Annotated in this window: 15 protein-coding genes and 1 riboswitch; all 15 genes read left to right on the forward strand. The window is 44.4% G+C overall.

Features of this window, described 5'->3' with window-relative positions:
• The first annotated feature begins 59 nt into the window (after positions 1-59).
• The gene (locus G603_RS0106930; RefSeq protein ID WP_026669749.1) at positions 60-2,444 is read left to right on the forward strand and encodes a Tex family protein; all 2,385 of its coding nucleotides are present in this window, start codon (positions 60-62) and stop codon (positions 2,442-2,444) included.
• Between the two features lie 135 nt (positions 2,445-2,579).
• Positions 2,580-2,673, forward strand: a riboswitch (SAM riboswitch).
• Positions 2,674-2,824: 151 nt separating this feature from the next.
• The gene (metK, locus tag G603_RS0106935) at positions 2,825-4,021 is read left to right on the forward strand and encodes a methionine adenosyltransferase (protein WP_026669750.1); all 1,197 of its coding nucleotides are present in this window, start codon (positions 2,825-2,827) and stop codon (positions 4,019-4,021) included.
• Positions 4,022-4,167: 146 nt separating this feature from the next.
• Entirely contained in the window at positions 4,168-5,904 is a 1,737-nt protein-coding gene (locus G603_RS0106940; RefSeq protein WP_026669751.1) for an ABC transporter ATP-binding protein, read from the forward strand.
• 3 nt (positions 5,905-5,907) lie between these two features.
• Entirely contained in the window at positions 5,908-9,432 is a 3,525-nt protein-coding gene (locus tag G603_RS0106945; RefSeq protein WP_026669752.1) for a DNA polymerase III subunit alpha, read from the forward strand.
• Positions 9,433-9,537: 105 nt separating this feature from the next.
• A complete protein-coding gene (gene pfkA, locus G603_RS0106950; protein WP_026495845.1) occupies positions 9,538-10,506 on the forward strand; it encodes a 6-phosphofructokinase in 969 nt (322 codons plus the stop codon).
• A gap of 106 nt (positions 10,507-10,612) precedes the next feature.
• Complete coding sequence (locus G603_RS0106955; protein ID WP_026669753.1) at positions 10,613-11,584, forward strand: GNAT family N-acetyltransferase; 972 nt, start codon at positions 10,613-10,615, stop codon at positions 11,582-11,584.
• Positions 11,585-11,641: 57 nt separating this feature from the next.
• On the forward strand, positions 11,642-12,775 hold the full coding sequence (gene nagA / locus G603_RS0106960) for an N-acetylglucosamine-6-phosphate deacetylase (RefSeq protein WP_026669754.1): 1,134 nt from the start codon (positions 11,642-11,644) through the stop codon (positions 12,773-12,775).
• Positions 12,776-12,785: 10 nt separating this feature from the next.
• Entirely contained in the window at positions 12,786-13,586 is an 801-nt protein-coding gene (locus G603_RS0106965; protein ID WP_026669755.1) for a TrmH family RNA methyltransferase, read from the forward strand.
• Positions 13,587-13,589: 3 nt separating this feature from the next.
• The gene (proC, locus tag G603_RS0106970; protein WP_026524454.1) at positions 13,590-14,384 is read left to right on the forward strand and encodes a pyrroline-5-carboxylate reductase; all 795 of its coding nucleotides are present in this window, start codon (positions 13,590-13,592) and stop codon (positions 14,382-14,384) included.
• 86 nt (positions 14,385-14,470) lie between these two features.
• Positions 14,471-15,610: a cell wall hydrolase gene (locus G603_RS0106975; RefSeq protein ID WP_026669756.1), complete on the forward strand. Its 1,140-nt coding sequence runs from the start codon at positions 14,471-14,473 to the stop codon at positions 15,608-15,610.
• A 126-nt stretch (positions 15,611-15,736) separates the two neighbouring features.
• The gene (gene argF, locus G603_RS0106980) at positions 15,737-16,729 is read left to right on the forward strand and encodes an ornithine carbamoyltransferase (protein ID WP_026524456.1); all 993 of its coding nucleotides are present in this window, start codon (positions 15,737-15,739) and stop codon (positions 16,727-16,729) included.
• Positions 16,729-17,553, forward strand: a complete 825-nt coding sequence (locus G603_RS19565; RefSeq protein ID WP_051207581.1) for a biotin--[acetyl-CoA-carboxylase] ligase — start codon at positions 16,729-16,731, stop codon at positions 17,551-17,553. Before argF ends, G603_RS19565 begins: the two co-directional genes overlap by 1 nt.
• Before the next feature lie 54 nt (positions 17,554-17,607).
• Complete coding sequence (locus G603_RS0106990) at positions 17,608-18,417, forward strand: type III pantothenate kinase (RefSeq protein WP_026524457.1); 810 nt, start codon at positions 17,608-17,610, stop codon at positions 18,415-18,417.
• Positions 18,417-18,998, forward strand: coding sequence for a DUF6145 family protein (locus tag G603_RS22775; RefSeq protein WP_242834849.1), 582 nt, complete (start codon positions 18,417-18,419; stop codon positions 18,996-18,998). The genes G603_RS0106990 and G603_RS22775 overlap by 1 nt, the downstream gene beginning before the upstream one ends.
• Positions 18,998-20,026 carry a tRNA dihydrouridine synthase DusB gene (gene dusB / locus G603_RS0107000; protein ID WP_026669757.1) on the forward strand — a complete coding sequence of 343 codons (1,029 nt, stop codon included), beginning with the start codon at positions 18,998-19,000 and terminating at the stop codon, positions 20,024-20,026. The genes G603_RS22775 and dusB overlap by 1 nt, the downstream gene beginning before the upstream one ends.
• Positions 20,027-20,148: the final 122 nt, after the last annotated feature.

The raw sequence follows: 20,148 nt of genomic DNA on the forward strand, positions 1-20,148 counted from the left end.
CTGTTTTTCTTCAGAAAAACGGGAATGCATTTCAATCTAGATCAAGGAGTACTATATAAATGGATATTTTACAGAAGATCACTGAGGAACTTGGCGTAAAGAAATGGCAGGTAGAGGCAGCAGTCGGACTTATCGACGAGGGCAACACAATACCTTTCATTTCCAGATATCGTAAGGAGGTAACAGGTTCACTTAATGACGAACAGCTCAGAACTCTTGGAGAGCGCCTTACATATTTAAGAGGCCTTGAGGAGAAAAAAGAACAGGTACTTGCCAGCATTGAGGAACAGGGCAAGCTTACAGATGAGCTGAAGGCAAAGATCATAGCTGCTGAGACAATGGTAGCTGTTGAGGATTTGTACAGACCTTACAGACCTAAGAGAAAGACCCGTGCTTCTGTTGCAAAAGAAAAGGGACTTGACGGTCTTGCTGATATTATCCGTGCTCAGGAGACCACAAAGACTCTTATTGAGGAGGCAACTCCTTATGTAAATCCCGAGAAGGAAGTTAAGAACATTCAGGAAGCTATTCAGGGTGCTATGGATATCATCGCTGAAGAGATTTCCGATGATGCCGATTATAGAAAATACATCCGTGAGGAGACCTGGAATCAGGGCTTTGTTACATCTACTGCCAAGGATGAAAAGGCAGAGAGCGTATACGAGATGTACTACAACTTCGAGGAGCCTGTAAACAAGATTCTTGGACACAGAGTTCTTGCTCTTAACAGAGGAGAAGCTGAGAAATTCCTTACAGTTAAGATCACAGCTCCCGAGGAGCAGATTTTAAGATTCCTCGAGACCAAGACAATTACTAAGGATAATGCCGAGACAACACCTATTCTTAAGGCTGTTTGCAAGGATTCCTATGACAGACTTATCACTCCCGCAATCGAGAGAGATATCAGAAACGAGCTTACTGAGAAGGCTGAAGACAGCGCTATTTCCGTATTTGGTAAGAACCTTGAGCAGCTCCTTATGCAGCCTCCTATCGCAGGGAAAACAGTTCTTGGATGGGACCCTGCTTTCAGAACAGGTTGCAAGCTTGCAATTGTTGATGCCACAGGAAAAGTCCTTGATACCAAGGTTATCTATCCCACAGCACCTCAGAACAAAGTAGAAGAGGCAAAGGCAGAGCTTAAAAAGCTCATCAAAAAATACGACGTTGACCTTATTTCAGTCGGTAACGGAACTGCTTCAAGAGAATCAGAGCAGGTAATTGTTGAGCTTATAAAGGAACTTGATAAGCCTGTTCAGTACGTTATCGTAAATGAAGCAGGAGCTTCAGTATATTCGGCAAGTAAGCTTGCAACAGAGGAGTTCCCTCAGTTTGACGTAGGACAAAGAAGTGCTGCTTCCATCGCAAGAAGACTTCAGGATCCTCTTGCAGAGCTTGTTAAGATCGACCCTCAGAGCATAGGTGTTGGTCAGTATCAGCATGATATGAACCAGAAAAAGCTGGGCGAAGCCCTTTCAGGCGTAGTAGAAGACTGCGTTAACAAGGTAGGTGTTGATCTTAACACTGCATCAGCACCCCTACTTACATATATTTCAGGAATCAGCAAGGTAATCGCTAAAAACATCGTAGATTACAGAGAAGCCAACGGTAAGTTTGAGAGCAGAGATCAGCTCCTTAAGGTTCCAAAGCTCGGACCCAAGGCCTACGAGCAGTGCGCCGGATTCCTTCGAATCCACGACGGTAAAAATGCTCTTGATGACACCAGCGTGCATCCTGAGTCCTACGAAGCAGCAGAAAAGCTCATGGATAAGCTTGGACTTACCATGGAAGATGTCCGCGAAGCTCAGAAGAAGACAGCAAAGGACATAAGCGCTGCAAAGAAAAACGATGGCAAGGCTGAGCAGAAGCCTGCCAAGAAGCAGAAAAAAGAGCAGAAGGTTTTCATAAAGAATACAAGCACAGCTATGGGTGCGGCTCTTGCAGCAGCTCTTAACGGAACAAGCCTTGGAGCAGACTCAGCTCCGTCATCAAATGATAAGGCAAATGATAACGGCGCAGCAAAGGATAGCAAGGCAGCAGTTGGCGGAAGTCTTCTTAAGAAGGTTGGAGATAAGAAGAAGCTTGCAGAGGAGCTTGGCGTAGGTGAGATCACACTTACAGATATCCTCTCAGAGCTTGAGAAGCCTTCAAGAGATCCCAGAGAGAGCATGCCTGCTCCTATTCTTAGAAGCGATGTAATGGATATGAAGGACTTAAAGCCCGGAATGATCCTTAAGGGAACTGTAAGAAATATCGTAGACTTTGGTGCCTTTGTTGATATAGGTGTGCATCAGGACGGTCTCGTACATATTTCCCAGATCACAGACCGCTTCATCAAACATCCTCTTGATGCCGTAAGTGTCGGAGACATAGTAGATGTGCAGGTTATCGAGGTTGATCTTAAGAAGCAGAGAATCGGTCTTACTATGAAAATTAACAAAAAGTAAGAAACTTTCTTTATGCCTGATGGATTTATGAATGAGTTTTTCAGAAAAGAGAAATTTATTCAATAACCCTATTGCAAGAATGAGATTTATATAGTATTGTATCTCAAAGATATGAAAATTCCATATTGTAATTTTCTCTTATTCAGAGTGGTGGAGATACATAGGATCTGTGAAGCCACGGCAACCCCGGACAACCGGAAGGTGCCAACCTGAGCGTAGTGAGTAAGTGACCCTGTACCGCATTGCTTTATATTAGCGGTAGGATCTGCGAGCAATAAGAGGATTTGATTATCTGTTATCAGGTCCGCTTTGCTTCGCGCACAGCGGACTTTACTAATTAATTTTTTTTCAGAGCGCAAATGCGCAGAAAGGATTTTTAAATGAGCGAAAAGTTTATTTTCACTTCCGAGTCAGTTACTGAGGGACATCCTGATAAAATCTGTGATAACATCTCTGATGCTATCCTTGATGCATGCCTTGCACAGGATCCAATGAGCCGTGTTGCTTGTGAGACTACAGCTTGCACAGGTTTCGCACTTATCACAGGTGAGATCACAACCAAGGCTGTTGTTGATTATGCAAAGATCGCAAGAGACACTATCGTAGAGATCGGTTATGACAGCTCAGAGAAGGGCTTTGATGGTAACACATGCGCAGTTATGGTTGCTCTTGACCAGCAGTCAGCTGATATCGCAATGGGAGTTGATAAGGCTATCGAGGCTAGAGAGAACAAGATGACTGACGAGGAGATCGAGGCAATCGGTGCCGGCGATCAGGGTATGATGTTCGGTTATGCTACAAACGAGACAGAGGAGCTTATGCCTTACGCTATCTCACTTGCTCACAAGCTTACAAGAAAGCTTACAGAGGTTCGTAAGAACGGAACTCTTCCTTATCTTAGAGCAGACGGTAAGAGCCAGGTTTCTGTTGAGTATGATGAGAACGGCAAGCCCGTTAGACTTGAGGCTATCGTTGTTTCTACTCAGCACGATGAGAAGGTTACTCAGGAGCAGATCCATGAGGATATCAGAAAGTACGTTATCGACGCAGTTGTAGATGCAAATATGGTTGATGACAACACTAAGATCTATATCAATCCTACAGGCCGTTTCGTAATCGGTGGACCTCAGGGTGATGCCGGTCTTACAGGACGTAAGATCATCGTTGATACTTACGGCGGAGCTGCTCGTCACGGCGGCGGTGCTTTCTCCGGTAAGGACTGCACAAAGGTTGACCGTTCAGGTGCTTACGCAGCTCGTTATGTTGCAAAGAACATCGTTGCAGCAGGTCTTGCTGATAAGTGTGAGGTTCAGCTTTCATACGCTATCGGTGTTGCACAGCCTACATCAGTTCTTGTTGATACATTCGGAACAGGTAAGGTTTCAAACGAGGCTCTTGTAAACGCAGTTCGTGATACATTTGACCTTCGTCCTGCAGGAATCATCAAGATGCTCGACCTTCGTCGTCCGATCTACAAGCAGACAGCTGCTTACGGACACTTTGGCCGCAACGACCTCAACCTTCCTTGGGAGAAGACAGATAAGGTTGACGAGCTTAAGAGCAAAGTTAACGCTTAATTTGTTCCAGGCAAAAACGGAAATAGCCTGCAAGGAATCGAATTTGACAAAATGATATTGTGGACCGTCGCACAAAGTTAGTGCGGCGGTTCTTTTTTTAATGTAAAATATAGCTCAGCAATTATTCTAAATGGGGACTTGATCTTATGGATTTACTTAAAAAATTTGTACCATATTATAAACCGTATATAGGCGTTTTTCTGCTGGATCTGGTGGCAGCATCTATTTTGTCGCTTATAGATCTGGTTTTTCCGCAGCTCCTAAGGGTGCTTAGGGAGACTCTTTTCCTTGATACTCCGGAGAAAATCGTGGCAGGAGTAATAAAGCTGGCAATCGGGCTTCTTATTATGTACACGGTAAGATCACTTTGTAAGCATTATGTAACCTATCAGGGACACATGATGGGAGCAAGGATGGAGTCCGGCATGAGAAGAGATCTCTTTGATCAGTTTGAGAGATTTTCTTTTTCATATTATGACAAAAATAATACCGGCGAGATGATGAGTAAGCTGGTGTCTGACCTTTTTGATATCTCGGAGCTGGCACACCACGGCCCTGAAAATATCTTTATATCTGTAGTGAAGCTGGCCGGTTCCTTCATTATTCTCATGACAATGAATGTGCAGATGACACTTATACTCGCGGTCATCGTGGTATGTATGGCTGTTTTCTCTTTCAGACAAAACGGCATCATGAGAAGGACCTTCTTTGATAACAGGAAAAAGATAGCAGGCATCAACTCTTCACTTCAGGACACCCTTGGAGGCATCCGCGTGGTTAAGTCCTTTACGGGAGAGGATATCGAGAAGGCAAAATTCGATGAGAGCAACGAAGCATTCCTTGAATCAAAGAAAGCCAACTACCTGACGATGGCGCTTTTCCAGTCAGGCAACAATTTCTTTGAAGGCCTTATGTACATTGCGGTAATAGTTTTCGGTGGTCTTTTCATTGCAAAGGGAACTTTGTCCGTGGAGGACCTGGCGGTTTATGCCCTATATATTAATGTATTTATTGCTCCTGTTAACGTGCTCATTGAGTTTACAGAGCAGCTTCAGAAGGGGGCAGCGGGCTTCCAGAGATTCAGGGAAGTTATGGATGTGATACCTGAGATTCAGGATAAGCCTGATGCAAAGGAAATCACAGAGTGCAAAGGAACCGTGGATTACGAGAATGTTTCTTTTTCCTACGATGAGGATGAGGAGAGGGTTCTCAGTCACATAAATCTACATGTGGATGCAGGCAAAAAAGTGGCCATAGTCGGCCCTTCAGGTGGCGGAAAGTCCACACTTTGCTCGCTTCTTCCAAGATTTTACGATGTAGATAAGGGAGCTGTAAAAATTGATGGCAATGACGTAAGAGACCTTACACAGAAATCTCTTCGAGGTGTCATTGGTATTGTACAGCAAGACGTGTATCTTTTTAATGGAACAATAAGAGAGAATATCGCCTATGGCAGACAGGGCGCAAGCTTTGAGGAAATAAAAGAAGCTGCAAAGAAGGCCGATCTTGACGAGTTTATCTCATCTCTTCCTAATGGATATGACACCAGAGTAGGGGAGAGAGGTACGAGACTCTCAGGCGGACAGAAGCAGAGAATATCAATTGCCAGAGTTTTCCTTAAGAACCCGCCTATTCTGATACTGGATGAAGCCACAAGTGCTCTGGACAACGAGTCAGAGAAATATATTCAGCAGTCACTTGATAAGCTCTCAGCCGGAAGGACCACAATTACCATAGCTCACAGACTTTCTACTATTAGAAATGCCGACGAGATCATAGTTCTTGATTCTGACGGAATACAGGAAAAAGGCGATCACAAGACTCTTCTTGAAAAGAACGGAATCTATGCAAAGTATTACAGGATGCAGGTAGGAGAGGCGTAACACATGTCATTTGCACATTTGCATGTCCATACAGAGTATTCACTTCTGGATGGATCAAACAAAATAAAAGAATATGTAAAAAGGATAAAGGAGCTTGGCATGACGGCCGGAGCCATCACGGATCACGGTGTCATGTACGGCGTTATCGATTTTTATAAAGCTGCGCTGGATGCGGGGATAAAGCCCATCATCGGGTGCGAGGTTTATGTGGCTCCCGGTTCCCGTTTTGAGAAGGAAGCAGGTATTAGTGAGAACAGATACTACCATCTGGTGCTTCTTGCGGAGAACAACAAGGGCTATGAAAATCTTTCCCATATTGTCAGCAGAGGTTTTACAGAAGGTTATTATTATAAGCCCCGCGTTGACCTTGAAGTTTTGCAGGAGTTTCATGAGGGAATTATCTGCCTTTCTGCCTGCCTTGCTGGTGAGATTCCCAAGGCGATTTCAAGAGGCGATATAGAGGAAGCAAGGGCAGCGGCCAGAAGATATGATGAGATTTTCGGCCACGGCAACTTTTTCCTTGAGCTTCAGGACCATGGTATTTCTGAGCAGCAGAGGGTGAACCCTGTCCTTATGGCCCTTAGTAAAGAACTGGATATTCCCCTTGTTGCCACTAACGACTGCCACTACACCTATGCTGATGATGCAGAGGCCCATGATCTTTTGCTTTGCATTCAGACAGGTAAAAAGGTAAGCGATGAAGACAGAATGCGTTACGAAGGCGGTCAGTACTACGTCAAGAGTGAAGACGAGATGCGACTTCTTTTCCAGTATGCCCAGGATGCCATTGATAATACGCAAAAGATTGCCGACAGATGTAACGTGGAGATCGAGTTTGGCGTAACAAAGCTGCCTCACTATGATGTCCCTGAAGGCTATGATTCCTGGACGTATTTAAATAAGCTTTGTATTGATGGACTTAATGAGAGATATCCCGAGGATGACGGAACCATCAGGAAGCAGCTTGATTATGAGCTTTCCGTAATTCAGAAAATGGGATACGTGGATTATTTCCTTATTGTATGGGATTATATCAACTACTGCAGAGAGAATGATATTGCAGTTGGCCCGGGACGTGGATCGGCAGCAGGCTCTGTTGTTTCATATTGTATGCACATCACAAATATCGATCCCGTTAAGTATGATCTCCTCTTTGAGAGATTCCTTAACCCCGAGCGTGTATCCATGCCCGATATAGACGTGGACTTTGAGTACGAGCGCAGACAGGAAGTTATAGACTACGTTACCGAGAAATACGGTGCAGACAAGGTAATTCAGATCATTACCTTCGGTACGCTTCAGCCTAAGGGTGTTATCAGGGACGTGGCAAGAGTGCTTGACCTTCCCTACAGTACAGGTGATAACCTTGCCAAGATGATTCCCACAGAGCTTGGTATGACCCTTGAAAAGGCTTTGTCAATGAATGCGGAGCTCAGAGGTCTATATGACACTGATCCTCAGGTTCACCATCTGATAGATATGTGTAAAAAGCTTGAGGGACTTCCCAGGCACACATCAATTCATGCAGCGGGCGTTGTTATCTGCTCCGCTCCTGCAGAGGATCTGGTTCCTCTTTCAAGGTCTGCGGAAGGTAATATCACTACCCAGTTTACCATGACCACCATTGAAGAGCTGGGCCTTCTTAAGATGGACTTCCTTGGACTTAGGACCCTTACTGTAATTAAGGATGCAGCCAGATTTGCCAATGAGACTAACGGTGCAAAGAAGGGTGATCCCAATTACATCGATATAGACAGTCTTGATTATAATGATGCTCAGGTTTTTGATGCCATCGGAAGCGGACATTGTGAAGGCGTGTTCCAGCTTGAAAGTGCGGGAATGACCTCCTTCATGAAGGAGCTTAAACCTCAGAACTTTGAGGATATCGTAGCGGGTATTTCACTGTATCGTCCGGGCCCCATGGACTTTATTCCTAAATATATCGCAGGAAAACAGGACGCAAATAATATTACATATTCGACGGATCTTCTTGAGCCCATTCTTTCGCCTACCTACGGCTGTATCGTATATCAGGAGCAGGTTATGCAGATAGTGCAGAAGCTTGGCGGATATACCCTGGGAAGAGCGGACCTTGTTCGAAGAGCCATGAGTAAGAAAAAACAGCACGTCATGGAGGTTGAGAGGGAAAACTTCGTAAACGGTAATTCTGAGGAAGGCGTTCCCGGCTGTGTTTCCAAGGGAATTGACGCGGATGTTGCAAATCAGATTTACGATTCCATGATGGACTTTGCGAAGTACGCCTTCAACAAGTCTCATGCAGCCTGCTACGCAGTTGTTGCCATGCAGACAGCCTGGCTTAAATACTACTATCCTGTGGAATTCATGGCAGCGCTTATGACATCTGTAATTGATAACCAGGCAAAGGTATCCTATTACATCATGACCTGCAGAAATATGGGTATAGATGTCCTTCCGCCTGATGTTAACGAAGGATTTTCCGGATTCTCCGTTGCCAGGTTTGAAGATAACGATGAGAGTAAGGATGAGCGTTACAGAGGAAAAGCCATAAGATACGCTCTTACATCCATTAAGGGTGTCGGAAGACCCATTATTGAGGGCATAGTAAGAGAGCGTGAGATGGGCGGCAAATTCAGGAATCTGGACGACTTCCTTAAGCGCATGATGGATGTGGGCGAAGTCAATAAGCGCGCCGTTGAGAACTTTATTAAGGCAGGTGCTCTGGATAGTCTTGGCGGCACAAGAAAACAGTTCATGCATGTATATGCAAGGATGATGGATCAGCTTCACGACCGCAATAAAAACAGCTTTGCAGGACAGATGTCCCTGTTTGACTTAGCTCCCAAGGAAGTAAAGGAGCAGTTTGAGATAAAGCTTCCAGATGTTGGTGAGTATCCTAAGGATATGATCCTGGAATTCGAGAAGGAGGTCCTTGGAATCTACGTATCGGGCCATCCTCTTGAAGAATACGAGGCTACGTGGAAAAAGCACATTACAGCCACAACCACTGATTTTTATATCAATGAAGATACCGGAATGCCCACGATACTCGATGGTCAGACAGTTACAATAGGAGGCATGATCGCGGATAAAACAACAAAATATACCAAGAACGATCAGCTGATGGCCTTCATAACCCTTGAAGACCTGGTTGGAAGCGTTGAAGTTATCGTGTTCCCCAAGACCTATGAGGGCAATGCCGGCAGACTTAATCAGGATGCGAAGGTTTTCATACAGGGAAGAGTATCTGCAGAAGAGGATAAAGAGGCTAAGCTTATAGCTTCCAAAATTACTTTGTTTGACGAACTTCCCAGAACCGTGTGGATCCAGTTTGCGGACATGGGAGACTACGAAGGTAAGAAAGATGCCCTGGATGACCTTATTGATGCAAGGAAAAAGGTACCGGGCGCCAGAGACAGCATTGCCATATACCTGAAAGATACAAAGCAGATCAAAAAGCTGCCATCTTCAAGCAATATCAGAGCCGATGAAGAGACAATTGAGAACCTAAACGGAATATTTGGTGAAGCAAACGTAAAGATTGTCTAAATTCTTAGGTTTAGAGCCCTTCAGATATTGCAGTTGAAAAAAATTTGCGATAATATAATAAACGTAAAAAGAGAATATTTTTTAGGTAAAGAGGTAATACCGATTATGGCAAAAGAGATAAAAACAATTGGAGTTCTTACCAGTGGTGGTGACGCTCCGGGAATGAACGCAGCAATTCGTGCAGTTGTAAGAAAGGCCCTTGCAAACGGTCTTAAGGTTAAAGGTATTAAGAAGGGTTATCAGGGACTTCTTAATGAAGAAATCTATGACATGGACCGCAGAAGCGTAGCTGATATTATTCAGCGAGGCGGTACAATCCTTGGAACTGCTAGATGTATGGAGTTCACAACTGAAGCTGGTCAGAAGAAAGGTGCCGAGATCTGCAGAAAGCACGGTATCGATGGCATGGTAGTTATCGGTGGTGACGGTTCCTACAGAGGTGCTCAGAAGCTTTCGGCGCAGGGAATCAACACAATTGGTATTCCCGGTACTATCGACCTTGATATAGCTTGTACAGATTATACTATCGGTTTTGATACCGCTATAAATACAGCGATGGACGCTATTGATAAGATCAGAGATACATCTTCTTCACACGAGCGTGTAAGTATCGTTGAGGTTATGGGACGTCACGCTGGTTACATCGCACTTTGGTGCGCAATCGCTAACGGTGCTGATGATATCCTTCTTCCTGAGAAGTACGACTTCAATGAGCAGAGAATCATCGACAACATCATTGATAACCGTAAGAAGGGTAAGACACATCACATTATCCTTAACGCAGAGGGTATCGGACACTCAGCTTCCATGGCACGTCGTATCGAGGCGGCTACAGGACTTGAGACCAGAGCTTCTATCCTTGGTTACATGCAGCGTGGTGGTAGCCCGACCTGTAAAGACCGTGTATATGCTTCCATGATGGGATGCTATGCAGCTGATATTCTTACAGCAGGCAAGACAAACCGCGTAGTTGCTTACAGAAACGGTCAGTTTGTTGACTACGATATCGATGAGGCTCTTGCAATGAAGAAGTCTATCAACGAATATCAGTATGAGATCAGTAAGATTCTCTAATCTACATTTGCTTATTGCTCCCTTCGGAATTTTCCGGAGGGAGTTTTCTATATCATAGGTTACACAATTAAGGCAGAAGTAATCCAAGCGCAAAGGGGGAAAGCCAATGGATGAAAAAAGAAGTACTTTAAACGGCAGACTTAGAGCAATTGAAAGTAACGATGATTCTAATATTCTAAAGCTTTACAGAAAAAATTTCCCAAAGGAATTCCAATGGTTCTCGGATGAGAGAATACTCGATAATACAGTAAGAGATGCAGATTATTGTGATGAAGCTTCTTTTATCTATGAGGTAGAAGATGGCGGTGTAGCTAAGGCTGCCGGAATTATCATTACAAAGCTGTCTCAGGATTATGAGAAAGAAGTATTATCCGATACCATGTGGATCACCATGCTGGCAGTCCGCGAGGAATACAGAGGCTGCGGTGTCGGCTCAGTGCTTCTTGACGCCGCTGTTAAAAAGGCGAAGGAGCTTGGCATCAAGGAAGTTGTGCTTGGCATGGAGTTTCGAAATCTCTTTTCCGGAATCCCGGCTCCCGATGATGCAAAGAAGGAGTTTTTTAAAAAGGCAGGCTTTACTCTTGGGGAAAAGGACCACTATGATATGTCTGCCAATATGCAGGAGAACTTTGTGCCGGATGAATTTGATGATTCAAAGTGCGAGGGATATCACGTAAAGAGAATGGAAGCGCGGGATGCTGATAAGGTTCTGGACTTCTTACTTAGAGAATTTCCTGACAGATGGCATTTTGAGATAGATCAGTATATTAAAACAGGCGGAGATCTGAAACAGATATTCCTTCTTATTCAGGAAAGCGACGGAGATGTTGTGGGCTTTTCCATGACTCATGACTACGGGGATGCCGACAGGAACGGCGGACTTGGACCGATAGGAATAGGAAGCTCTGTTCGCGGCAAGAAGCTTGGAGGACTTATCCTCACAAAGGCTCTTATCGGACTAAGGGAGCAGGGGGTTCGCGATACCTGCATTGACTGGACGGGAATCGTTGATTTTTACGGTAAATACGGTTTTCATAAGGAAAGAGTATACAGAGAGGGGAGCCTTAGTCTTAAATAAAGAAGACAGAATTAAGGTTTGGACACTAACGAGGTAACAGTAGAGGCGATTTGAAGTATGAAAATTGAAGGCGGACTTGTTTTTGACGAGAATTACAGTTTTACGAAGAAGGATATTTTTACAGATGGTGAGTTTTTTTCTGAAAAATCATCTGACGATGAGGTGATGGATGCAAGCGGCTGCTACGTGATTCCGGGGCTTGTGGATATTCACGTACATGGCTGCATGGGCAGCGATTTTTGCGATGCTACCGCAGAGTCTATAGAGGATTTCCTTAAATTCGAGGCATCCTGCGGAGTTACGGCTATATGCCCTACCACCATGACAGTTCCCAAGGAAAAGCTTTTGAGAGTCGCAGATGCCACGAAAGAATACATGGATACGAGGAAAGCTGCAGCTAAGGATGCGGGACATTTTATCGGAATAAATATGGAGGGACCCTTTATTTCCCCTGAAAAGAAGGGATCTCAGGAGCTTTCCGATATCTGCGATCCTGATGCAGACTTTGTAAGGCAGATGAATGACAGAAGCGGCGGCATGATAAAGCTGGTGGATATTGCACCGGAAAGACCGGGGGCTTTTGACTTTATAAAAGAGCTTAAGGACGAATTCATTATATCCGTTGCTCACACTGACTGCGACTATGATACCGCGCTTGAAGCCATGAAGCTTGGAGCCCATCATGTTACGCACCTTTATAATGCTATGAGGCCCTATCTTCACAGGGCTCCGGGGCCTGTTGGCGCCGCAATCGATGATAAGGCGTGCATGTCAGAGCTTATAACTGACGGAGTGCACCACCATAGTAGCGTTGACAGGAACACCTTTACCCTGCTTGGGGCAGATAGAGTTGTTCTTATCAGCGACAGCATGAGAGCCACGGGACTTCCTGATGGAACCTATGAACTTGGCGGTCACGAGGTTTTTGTAAAGGGAAAGAAGGCGCTTTTATCTGATGGAACAATAGCAGCCAGCGTCACCAATCTCTTTGACTGCATGATGACAGCGGCAGATGAGATTGGAATTCCTTTTGAGATAGCAGTCAGGTGTGCTACTATTAATCCAGCAAAATCAGTTAAGGCTGATGATATGATAGGAAGCATTGAAACCGGTAAATATGCAGATTTTCTCCTGATAGACAAGGACAGCCATACGCTTAAGCAAGTTGTCTTAAGGGGCAGGAGATTATAATGGTAGTGATATGATAACAAGTACAAATAACGCAAGAGTTAAGAAAATAGCAGAATACTGCAAGAAGGCAAAGGCAAGAAGAGAAGACGGAGTCTTCATAGTAGAAGGCATCCGCATGGTCAGAGAGGTGCCGATAGACCTTCTAAGAGAGCTTTATGTCACACCGGAATTTATGAAAAACATATCCGATGATGACAGATATATTATAGAAGAAATAGGCTCATCTGACAGTGCTGTCATAGAAGAGGTGTCAGAGGATGTCATGGAAAAGATGGCAGATACCAAGACTCCCCAGGGCATTCTTGCGGTTGTAAGACAGGCGCAGTGGAAACTTTCAGACATGCTTAGAGACAAACCCATGCTCCTTATTCTTGAGAATATTCAGGATCCCGGGAACCTTGGCACCATGTTCAGGACAGGTGAAGGCGCGGGAGTAACAGGAATAATAATGAGCTCTGATATGGCAGATGTATATAATCCCAAGGTTGTCAGATCCACCATGGGAGCTATTTTCAGAATGCCCTTTATTTATGTGGACTCTATTCCTGAAACAGTTAAAGCCCTTGAAAAAGAGCACGGTGTTATCACCTACGCAGCTCATCTTAAGGGAACAAAGAATTATGATGAGATAGATTATCATGGCCCATGTGCTTTTATGATAGGTAATGAAGGGAATGGCCTTACAAAGGAGGCAGCTGATGCAGCCTCAGAATATGTGCTCATTCCCATGCTTGGCAAAGTTGAATCTATGAATGCTGCTGTATCAGCGGCAGTGCTTACTTTTGAAGCAGCAAGACAAAGGAGGAATTAAAGTATGACAATCGGAGTAATAGGACTTGGAAACATGGCAAAGGCCCTTATTGGCGGAATCATTTCAAAGGGCATCTTTGATCCTCAGGATATCATCGGGGCTGATCCCTTAGAGGCAGCAAGAGAGAAGGCTGAGAAGAAGTTTCAGATTCAGGTTAAGGACAACAATGCAGATGTGGCAAGGGAAGCAGATGTGATCCTTCTTGCGGTAAAACCTCAGTTTCTTAAGGTTGCCATCGCTGACATCATGGATGAGATCGATGAGAATAAGCTTATTATCAGCATCGCTGCAGGTAAGTCTCTTGAGTGGATATCCAAAGAGTTTGAGAAGGAAGTAAAGATCATCAGAGTAATGCCCAACACTCCCGCACTTGTAGGCGAGGGATGCGCTGCAATCTGTCCCAACAGCCTTTGCAATGACGCTGATCTTAACCTGGCGCTTGATATTTTCAGAAGCTGCGGCACAGCCAATGTGGTTCCTGAAAACATGATGGATGTTGTTACAGGTGTCAGCGGTTCTTCACCTGCCTATGTATTTCTTTTCATAGAGGCAATGGCAGATGCTGCAGTGCTTGGAGGAATGCCCAGAAAGCAGGCCTATGAGTTCGCAGCTCAGGCAGTACTTGGAAGTGCCAAGATGGTCCTTGAGACGGGCAAGCACCCGGGTGAACTTAAGGACATGGTATGCTCCCCTGCCGGAACTACCATCGAAGCTGTAAAAGTGATGGAAGAATCAGGCTTTAGAGGCATTGTAATGGACGCTGTGGAGGCAGCAATACTGAGGAGTAAAGAGCTCTAAATTTGACAACAATGCTTCGGTTTGTTACAATATGAAAAGTTTTGCAGTAACAATTACGTAACAAACTTAAAAAGGAAGCAAAAAATATGAAGAAGTTGAACGCGTTAATGCAGGGAATTTTCGCATTTACACTGGCGATCCTATTATTCGGAACTTCCACCGGCATAACGGCAGAGGCTAGAACATTAAACGCCTTGAATAAGAACGATGTGGGTATCGGCAATATTTTGAACCCCACCGATGTTACAGAAATCTCAGAAGAGGATGTTGCAAAAGCACAGGATGTTGCATCCGCAATTAACAGTCAGCCTGAAGAAGCTGATGAAGAGGAAGAAGACGAAGAGGAGGATAACTCCAAACTCGTTATGGCAAACGTATCACAGGTAATGAACATCAGAGTATCACCTGAAGATGATGCAGAGAAGCTCGGAGTTCTTTACAAGGACTGTGGTGGTAAGATTATAGAACAGAAGGACGGTTGGACCAAGCTTGAATCAGGAGACCTGGTTGGTTGGGCCAAAGACGATTATCTCCTCTTTGGAGAAGAGGCAGAAGAGCTTGCACAGGATGTTGGTGTACAGCTCGTATCCAGCAAAGAAGATGCTCTCAGAATCCGTAAGGAAGCTGACGAGGATGCAGAGGTTCTGGGTGTTATTACAAATCATGGATTTGTAGAGATGATAGAGGATATTGGAAACGGTTGGATCAGCGTAGATTATAACGATGAAACAGGTTATGTTCAGGCTGAATATGTAGAGACCGATTTCAGAATCGATGAAGGCGAGACCATGGCTGCGATCAAGGCTCGCGAGGAAGCAGAAGCTAAGCGTAAGGCTGAAGAAGCAGCTAAGAAGGCTAAGCTTACAAAGAATACAGGTGCTGTTGCAGCAGGCGCTGATGAGGCAAGACTTCTTGCAGCACTTATTTACTGCGAAGCAGGTAACCAGCCCTATGAAGGAAAAGTTGCTGTAGGTGCGGTAGTTATGAACCGTGTTAAGAGTGGTGCTTATGCAAACACCATCTCAGGTGTAATTTATGCATCAGGTCAGTTTACTCCTGCACTTAATGGTTCAGTTGACAGAGTTTATGCAGGTAACGTTCCGGATAGTTGTATCCAGGCAGCCAATGCAGCTCTTGCGGGTGAGACCAATGTAGGCGGATGCACACACTTCAGACGTGCCGGCGGACATGACGGAATTGTTATCGGAGCTCATGTATTCTGGTAAGTTTGAAAATAACAAAATAAATTGATACAATAAAGCCTGACCGTGGCAGATTTGCTGCGATCGGGCTTAATCTATTTTGTGACATAATGTTTTTGGCTTGTATACCGAGGGAGGTACATAATGGCAATCAATTTACAGGGAAGAGATTTTTTGAAACTGCTGGATTTTACACCGGAAGAGATTGAGTACATGCTGGATCTGGCCGCTGAGCTTAAGGAGAAGAAACAAAAGGGTATTCTTCATGACGAGCTTAGAGGTAGAAATGTTGCGCTGATATTTGAGAAGACAAGTACTCGTACCCGCTGTGCATTTGAAGTTGCCGCACATGACCTTGGTATGGGAACCACCTATCTTGATCCTACGGGCTCACAGATTGGTAAGAAGGAGAGTATCGCAGATACAGCCCGCGTGCTTTCAAGCATGTATGATGGAATAGAATACAGAGGCTTTGGTCAGGAGATAGTTGACGAGCTTGCAAAGTATTCAAAGGTTCCCGTTTGGAACGGACTTACCAACGAGTTCCATCCCACACAGATGCTTGCAGATCTCCTTACTATCAGGGAGCACTTTGGACATCTTAAGGGAATCAAGATGGTATACATGGGTGATGCCAGATATAACACAGGTAATTCACTTATGGTTGCCTGCGCTAAGATGGGAATGCACTTTGTTTCATGTGCTCCAAGGAAATACTGGCAGAGCAAAGAGCTTATCGATACCTGTAAGGATATAGCAAAAGAGACAGGTGCTGTCATTGAGAATACTGAGGATGTTATGGCTGCTACAAAAGGCGCAGATGTAATAGCAACCGATGTATGGGTGTCAATGGGCGAGCCTGCAGATATCTGGAAAGAGAGAATAACTGATCTTAAGCCCTATGCTGTAACCTCAGAGGTTATGGAAAATGCCGGCGAAAAGGCAGTATTTATGCATTGTCTTCCTGCATTCCATGATCTTGGTACAGGAATCGGAAGAGAGATAAAGGAACAATTCGGACTTGATGAGATGGAGGTTACAAACGAAGTCTTTGAGTCCGAGCAGTCAATAGTTTTTCAAGAGGCAGAAAATCGTATGCATACCATAAAGGCAGTAATGTATGCAACGGTTGTTAGAAAATAATGGATAAAAAAACAATAGAAGCTGCGCTTAATACGGATTATGTGGGAAGAGACCTGGAGTTTTATCCTGTGATAGATTCCACCAACAATGTAGCCAAGGCAGCAGGTGATGAAGGAAGAGCCTCCGGTTTTCTTGCTGTAGCAGACAGGCAGGATGCTGGCAGAGGCAGCAGAGGCAGGAGCTGGATAAGTCCTGCAGGTCACAATATTTTCATGAGCCTTATGGTGAGACCAAAGATTCCTATGGATAAGGTATCAGGACTTACGCTTGTTATGGCGCTGTCTGTATCCGAAGCTTTAGATAAAGCTATGACGGCTGCAGGTGTAAGTGATGATGTAAGAACAGGCATCAAATGGCCCAATGACATCGTCTTAAACAAAAGGAAGATCTGCGGTATACTTACAGAGCTTCACATGATGCCGGGGAGCGGCGAATACTTTGTGGTGATAGGCTGCGGCATAAATGTTAATCAGCCATCTGACCTTTTTGCAGAAGAGATCCGTGATATGGCAGGCTCTGTTTTTTCAGAAACAGGAAAAGAGCTGGACAGATCAAAGCTCATAGCTCTTTGTATGAAATATTTTGAAGAGAATTATGCAAGATATGTAGAGCGATGTGACTTATCACTCCTTAAGGATGAATACGAGAAAAGACTTCTTAACAGAGATAGTAAAGTCAAAATCCTTGATCCAAAGGGAGAATATGAAGCTGTTGCCCTTGGAATAAATAAAGAGGGTGCTCTTTTAATAAAGAATGAGAAGGGCGAAAGCGAAGAGATAATCGCAGGAGAAGTAAGCGTGAGAGGCCTTTACGGATATGTATAGGAGCTCTTGCAGATAGATTTTTATTAAGAGAAAAATAGCAGATGGGAGATAGCTATGTTACTGGCAGTTGATGTTGGAAATACTAATATTGCATTTGGTGTTTTAAAGGGACAAAAGATAGTTGCTTCTTTTCGTATGATGTCACAGACGGCGCATACATCAGATGAGTATGGAAATAACCTTATAGCCATGCTTAGAAATAACGGCATAGACAGAGCGGAGATACAGGGAATAATCGTATCAAGCGTAGTTCCCAATGTGATGCACGCTCTTGTAAATGCAATGGTTAAGTACCTTGGGAAGCAGCCTTATATCGTTGGCCCCGGAATAAAGACAGGTATCAAGATTGTGACAAAGAACCCCGGAGAGGTTGGTCCTGACCTTGTGGTGGGTGCTGTTGCTGCTTATGAGATGTACGGCGGACCTGTGATTGTTATAGATTTTGGAACAGCTACCACTTATGTTTATATCGATGAAAAGGCTGAGTTTTCAGTTGGCGTTGTAAGTCCCGGAATCAGGATTTCAGCGAAGGCTCTTTGGCAGGATACAGCAAAGCTCCCTGAGATAGAGATCAAAAAGCCTGACAGCATCCTTGCGCAGGAGACCATCAGCTCCATGCAGGCAGGACTTGTGTATGGTCAGATCGGCCAGACCAAATACATAATCAGCGAAATGAAAAGAGAGCTTGGAAGAGACGATATAAAGGTTGTTGCAACAGGCGGACTTGGAAGACTGATCTCAGAAGAGGTGGAAGAGATAGATGTTTACGAACCCAATCTTTTGATCCACGGACTTCGAATTATTTATGAAAAGAATAAGCGCAACAAGCCGCACAATGAAAAATTCACAGAGGCAGAAGAGTAATGAGTAACAAAGATTTTGAAGATAAAGAAACAAGAGAAGTATACAGTGACTCAGAGAGTGTAGGCGATGAGAATAAACCTCATTCCGAGACACTTGAGGGCAAAAAGCCCGAGGGCAGAAGACTTATCATAAATAAAGAAACAGGTAAGATCACCAATGCAGAAACAGGCGAAGAGGTATCAGATATCCAGGTGGTGACTGAAGATGGCTCTCTTGGCAGCGTATCAGCAGGAGGAAGGATCATCCTCTGCGGAGCAAATGCGTATGAGATGAAGTATTATTTTAATCCTCTTTTCAAGAAGATTCCTGAAAGTATCCAGAAGGAGCTGCACATTATATCTGTGCTTTTTACTCAGGAAGCAGGTGGTGTTTTCACAATCGAGTTTGAGGATGACGGAACCATTACAATGGAGACCACAAGAGATGAAGATGATATCACCTATGATGAGATAAGCGCAGGACTTCTTATTGGTGAAGTCAGAAGACAGAGACAGGATCTCTTTGAGGCACTTCAGATGTACTACAGAGCCATGATCCTTCATGAGGATGTCAGCGCTATCTTAAGTGAGGATGATGAGTAATGCAAAGACACTTTAATGCTTTTCGGGATAAAAGTGTAAAATATAATGATTATCTTCATCCGCTTTTGATAGGTGATGTGGAACTGAAAAACAATATTATCTTAGGTCCCATGGCAGGAGTATCGGACCTGCCCTTCAGGCTTTTGTGCAATGAGATGGGAGCAGGACTTGTCTGCATGGAGATGGTAAGCGGCAAGGCCATAACCTACAATAATAAAAACACAGGTATGATGATGGAGATTCATCCCTCAGAGCGTCCCGTATCGCTGCAGCTTTTTGGAAGTGAACCCGAGATAATGGCGGAGGCCACAAGGATAATTTCTAACAGACCCTACGACATCCTTGATATAAACATGGGATGTCCCGTGCCAAAGGTTGTATCCAACGGTGAAGGTTCCGCTCTCATGAAAAAACCTGAGCTTATAGAGAAAATTGTAGCGGCAATGGTAAACGAAACAGACAGACCTGTGACCGTTAAGATAAGAAAAGGTTTTACCGAATCCAGCGTCAATGCGGTTGAATGCGCACTGGCAGCAGAGGAGGGCGGCGCATCCGCAGTGGCTGTCCATGGAAGAACCAGAGAGCAGTATTACAGCGGGAAGGCTGACTGGAACATAATCCGCAGAGTAAAGGAAGCTGTAAGAATTCCTGTTATAGGTAACGGCGATGTTGTAGACGGTCCAAGCGCAAAGGCTATTATAGAAGAAACCGGATGCGACGGCGTTATGATAGCAAGAGCTGCTGAAGGTAATCCCTGGATTTTCAGAGAGGTCATTTCATATCTGGAGACAGGGGAGGCAGTGCCAAGACCTTCTCTTAAGGAAATGTATGAAACTGTTATCAGGCATGCGGATCTGCAGCTTAAGTATAAGGGCGAGTACATAGGAATTCGTGAAATGAGAAAGCATGTAGCCTGGTATACCACAGGGCTTCCGGGTTCAGCAAAGTTCCGCGCAGCAATCAATCTGATGGACGACATGGATTCTCTCAAGAAAGCCTGTGCGGAGATATTTAAAATAGAATCATGAAAATAATTACCGGATCGCACTGCTTAATGTGGTGCGATTCTCATAATTTTAAATAATTTTGACTTTTTATGCATATACATATATAATACTTTGGACTATAAACTCGTATATCACGGACGCAG

Source organism: Butyrivibrio sp. AE3006, from assembly GCF_000424165.1.
Classification (GTDB): domain Bacteria; phylum Bacillota; class Clostridia; order Lachnospirales; family Lachnospiraceae; genus Butyrivibrio.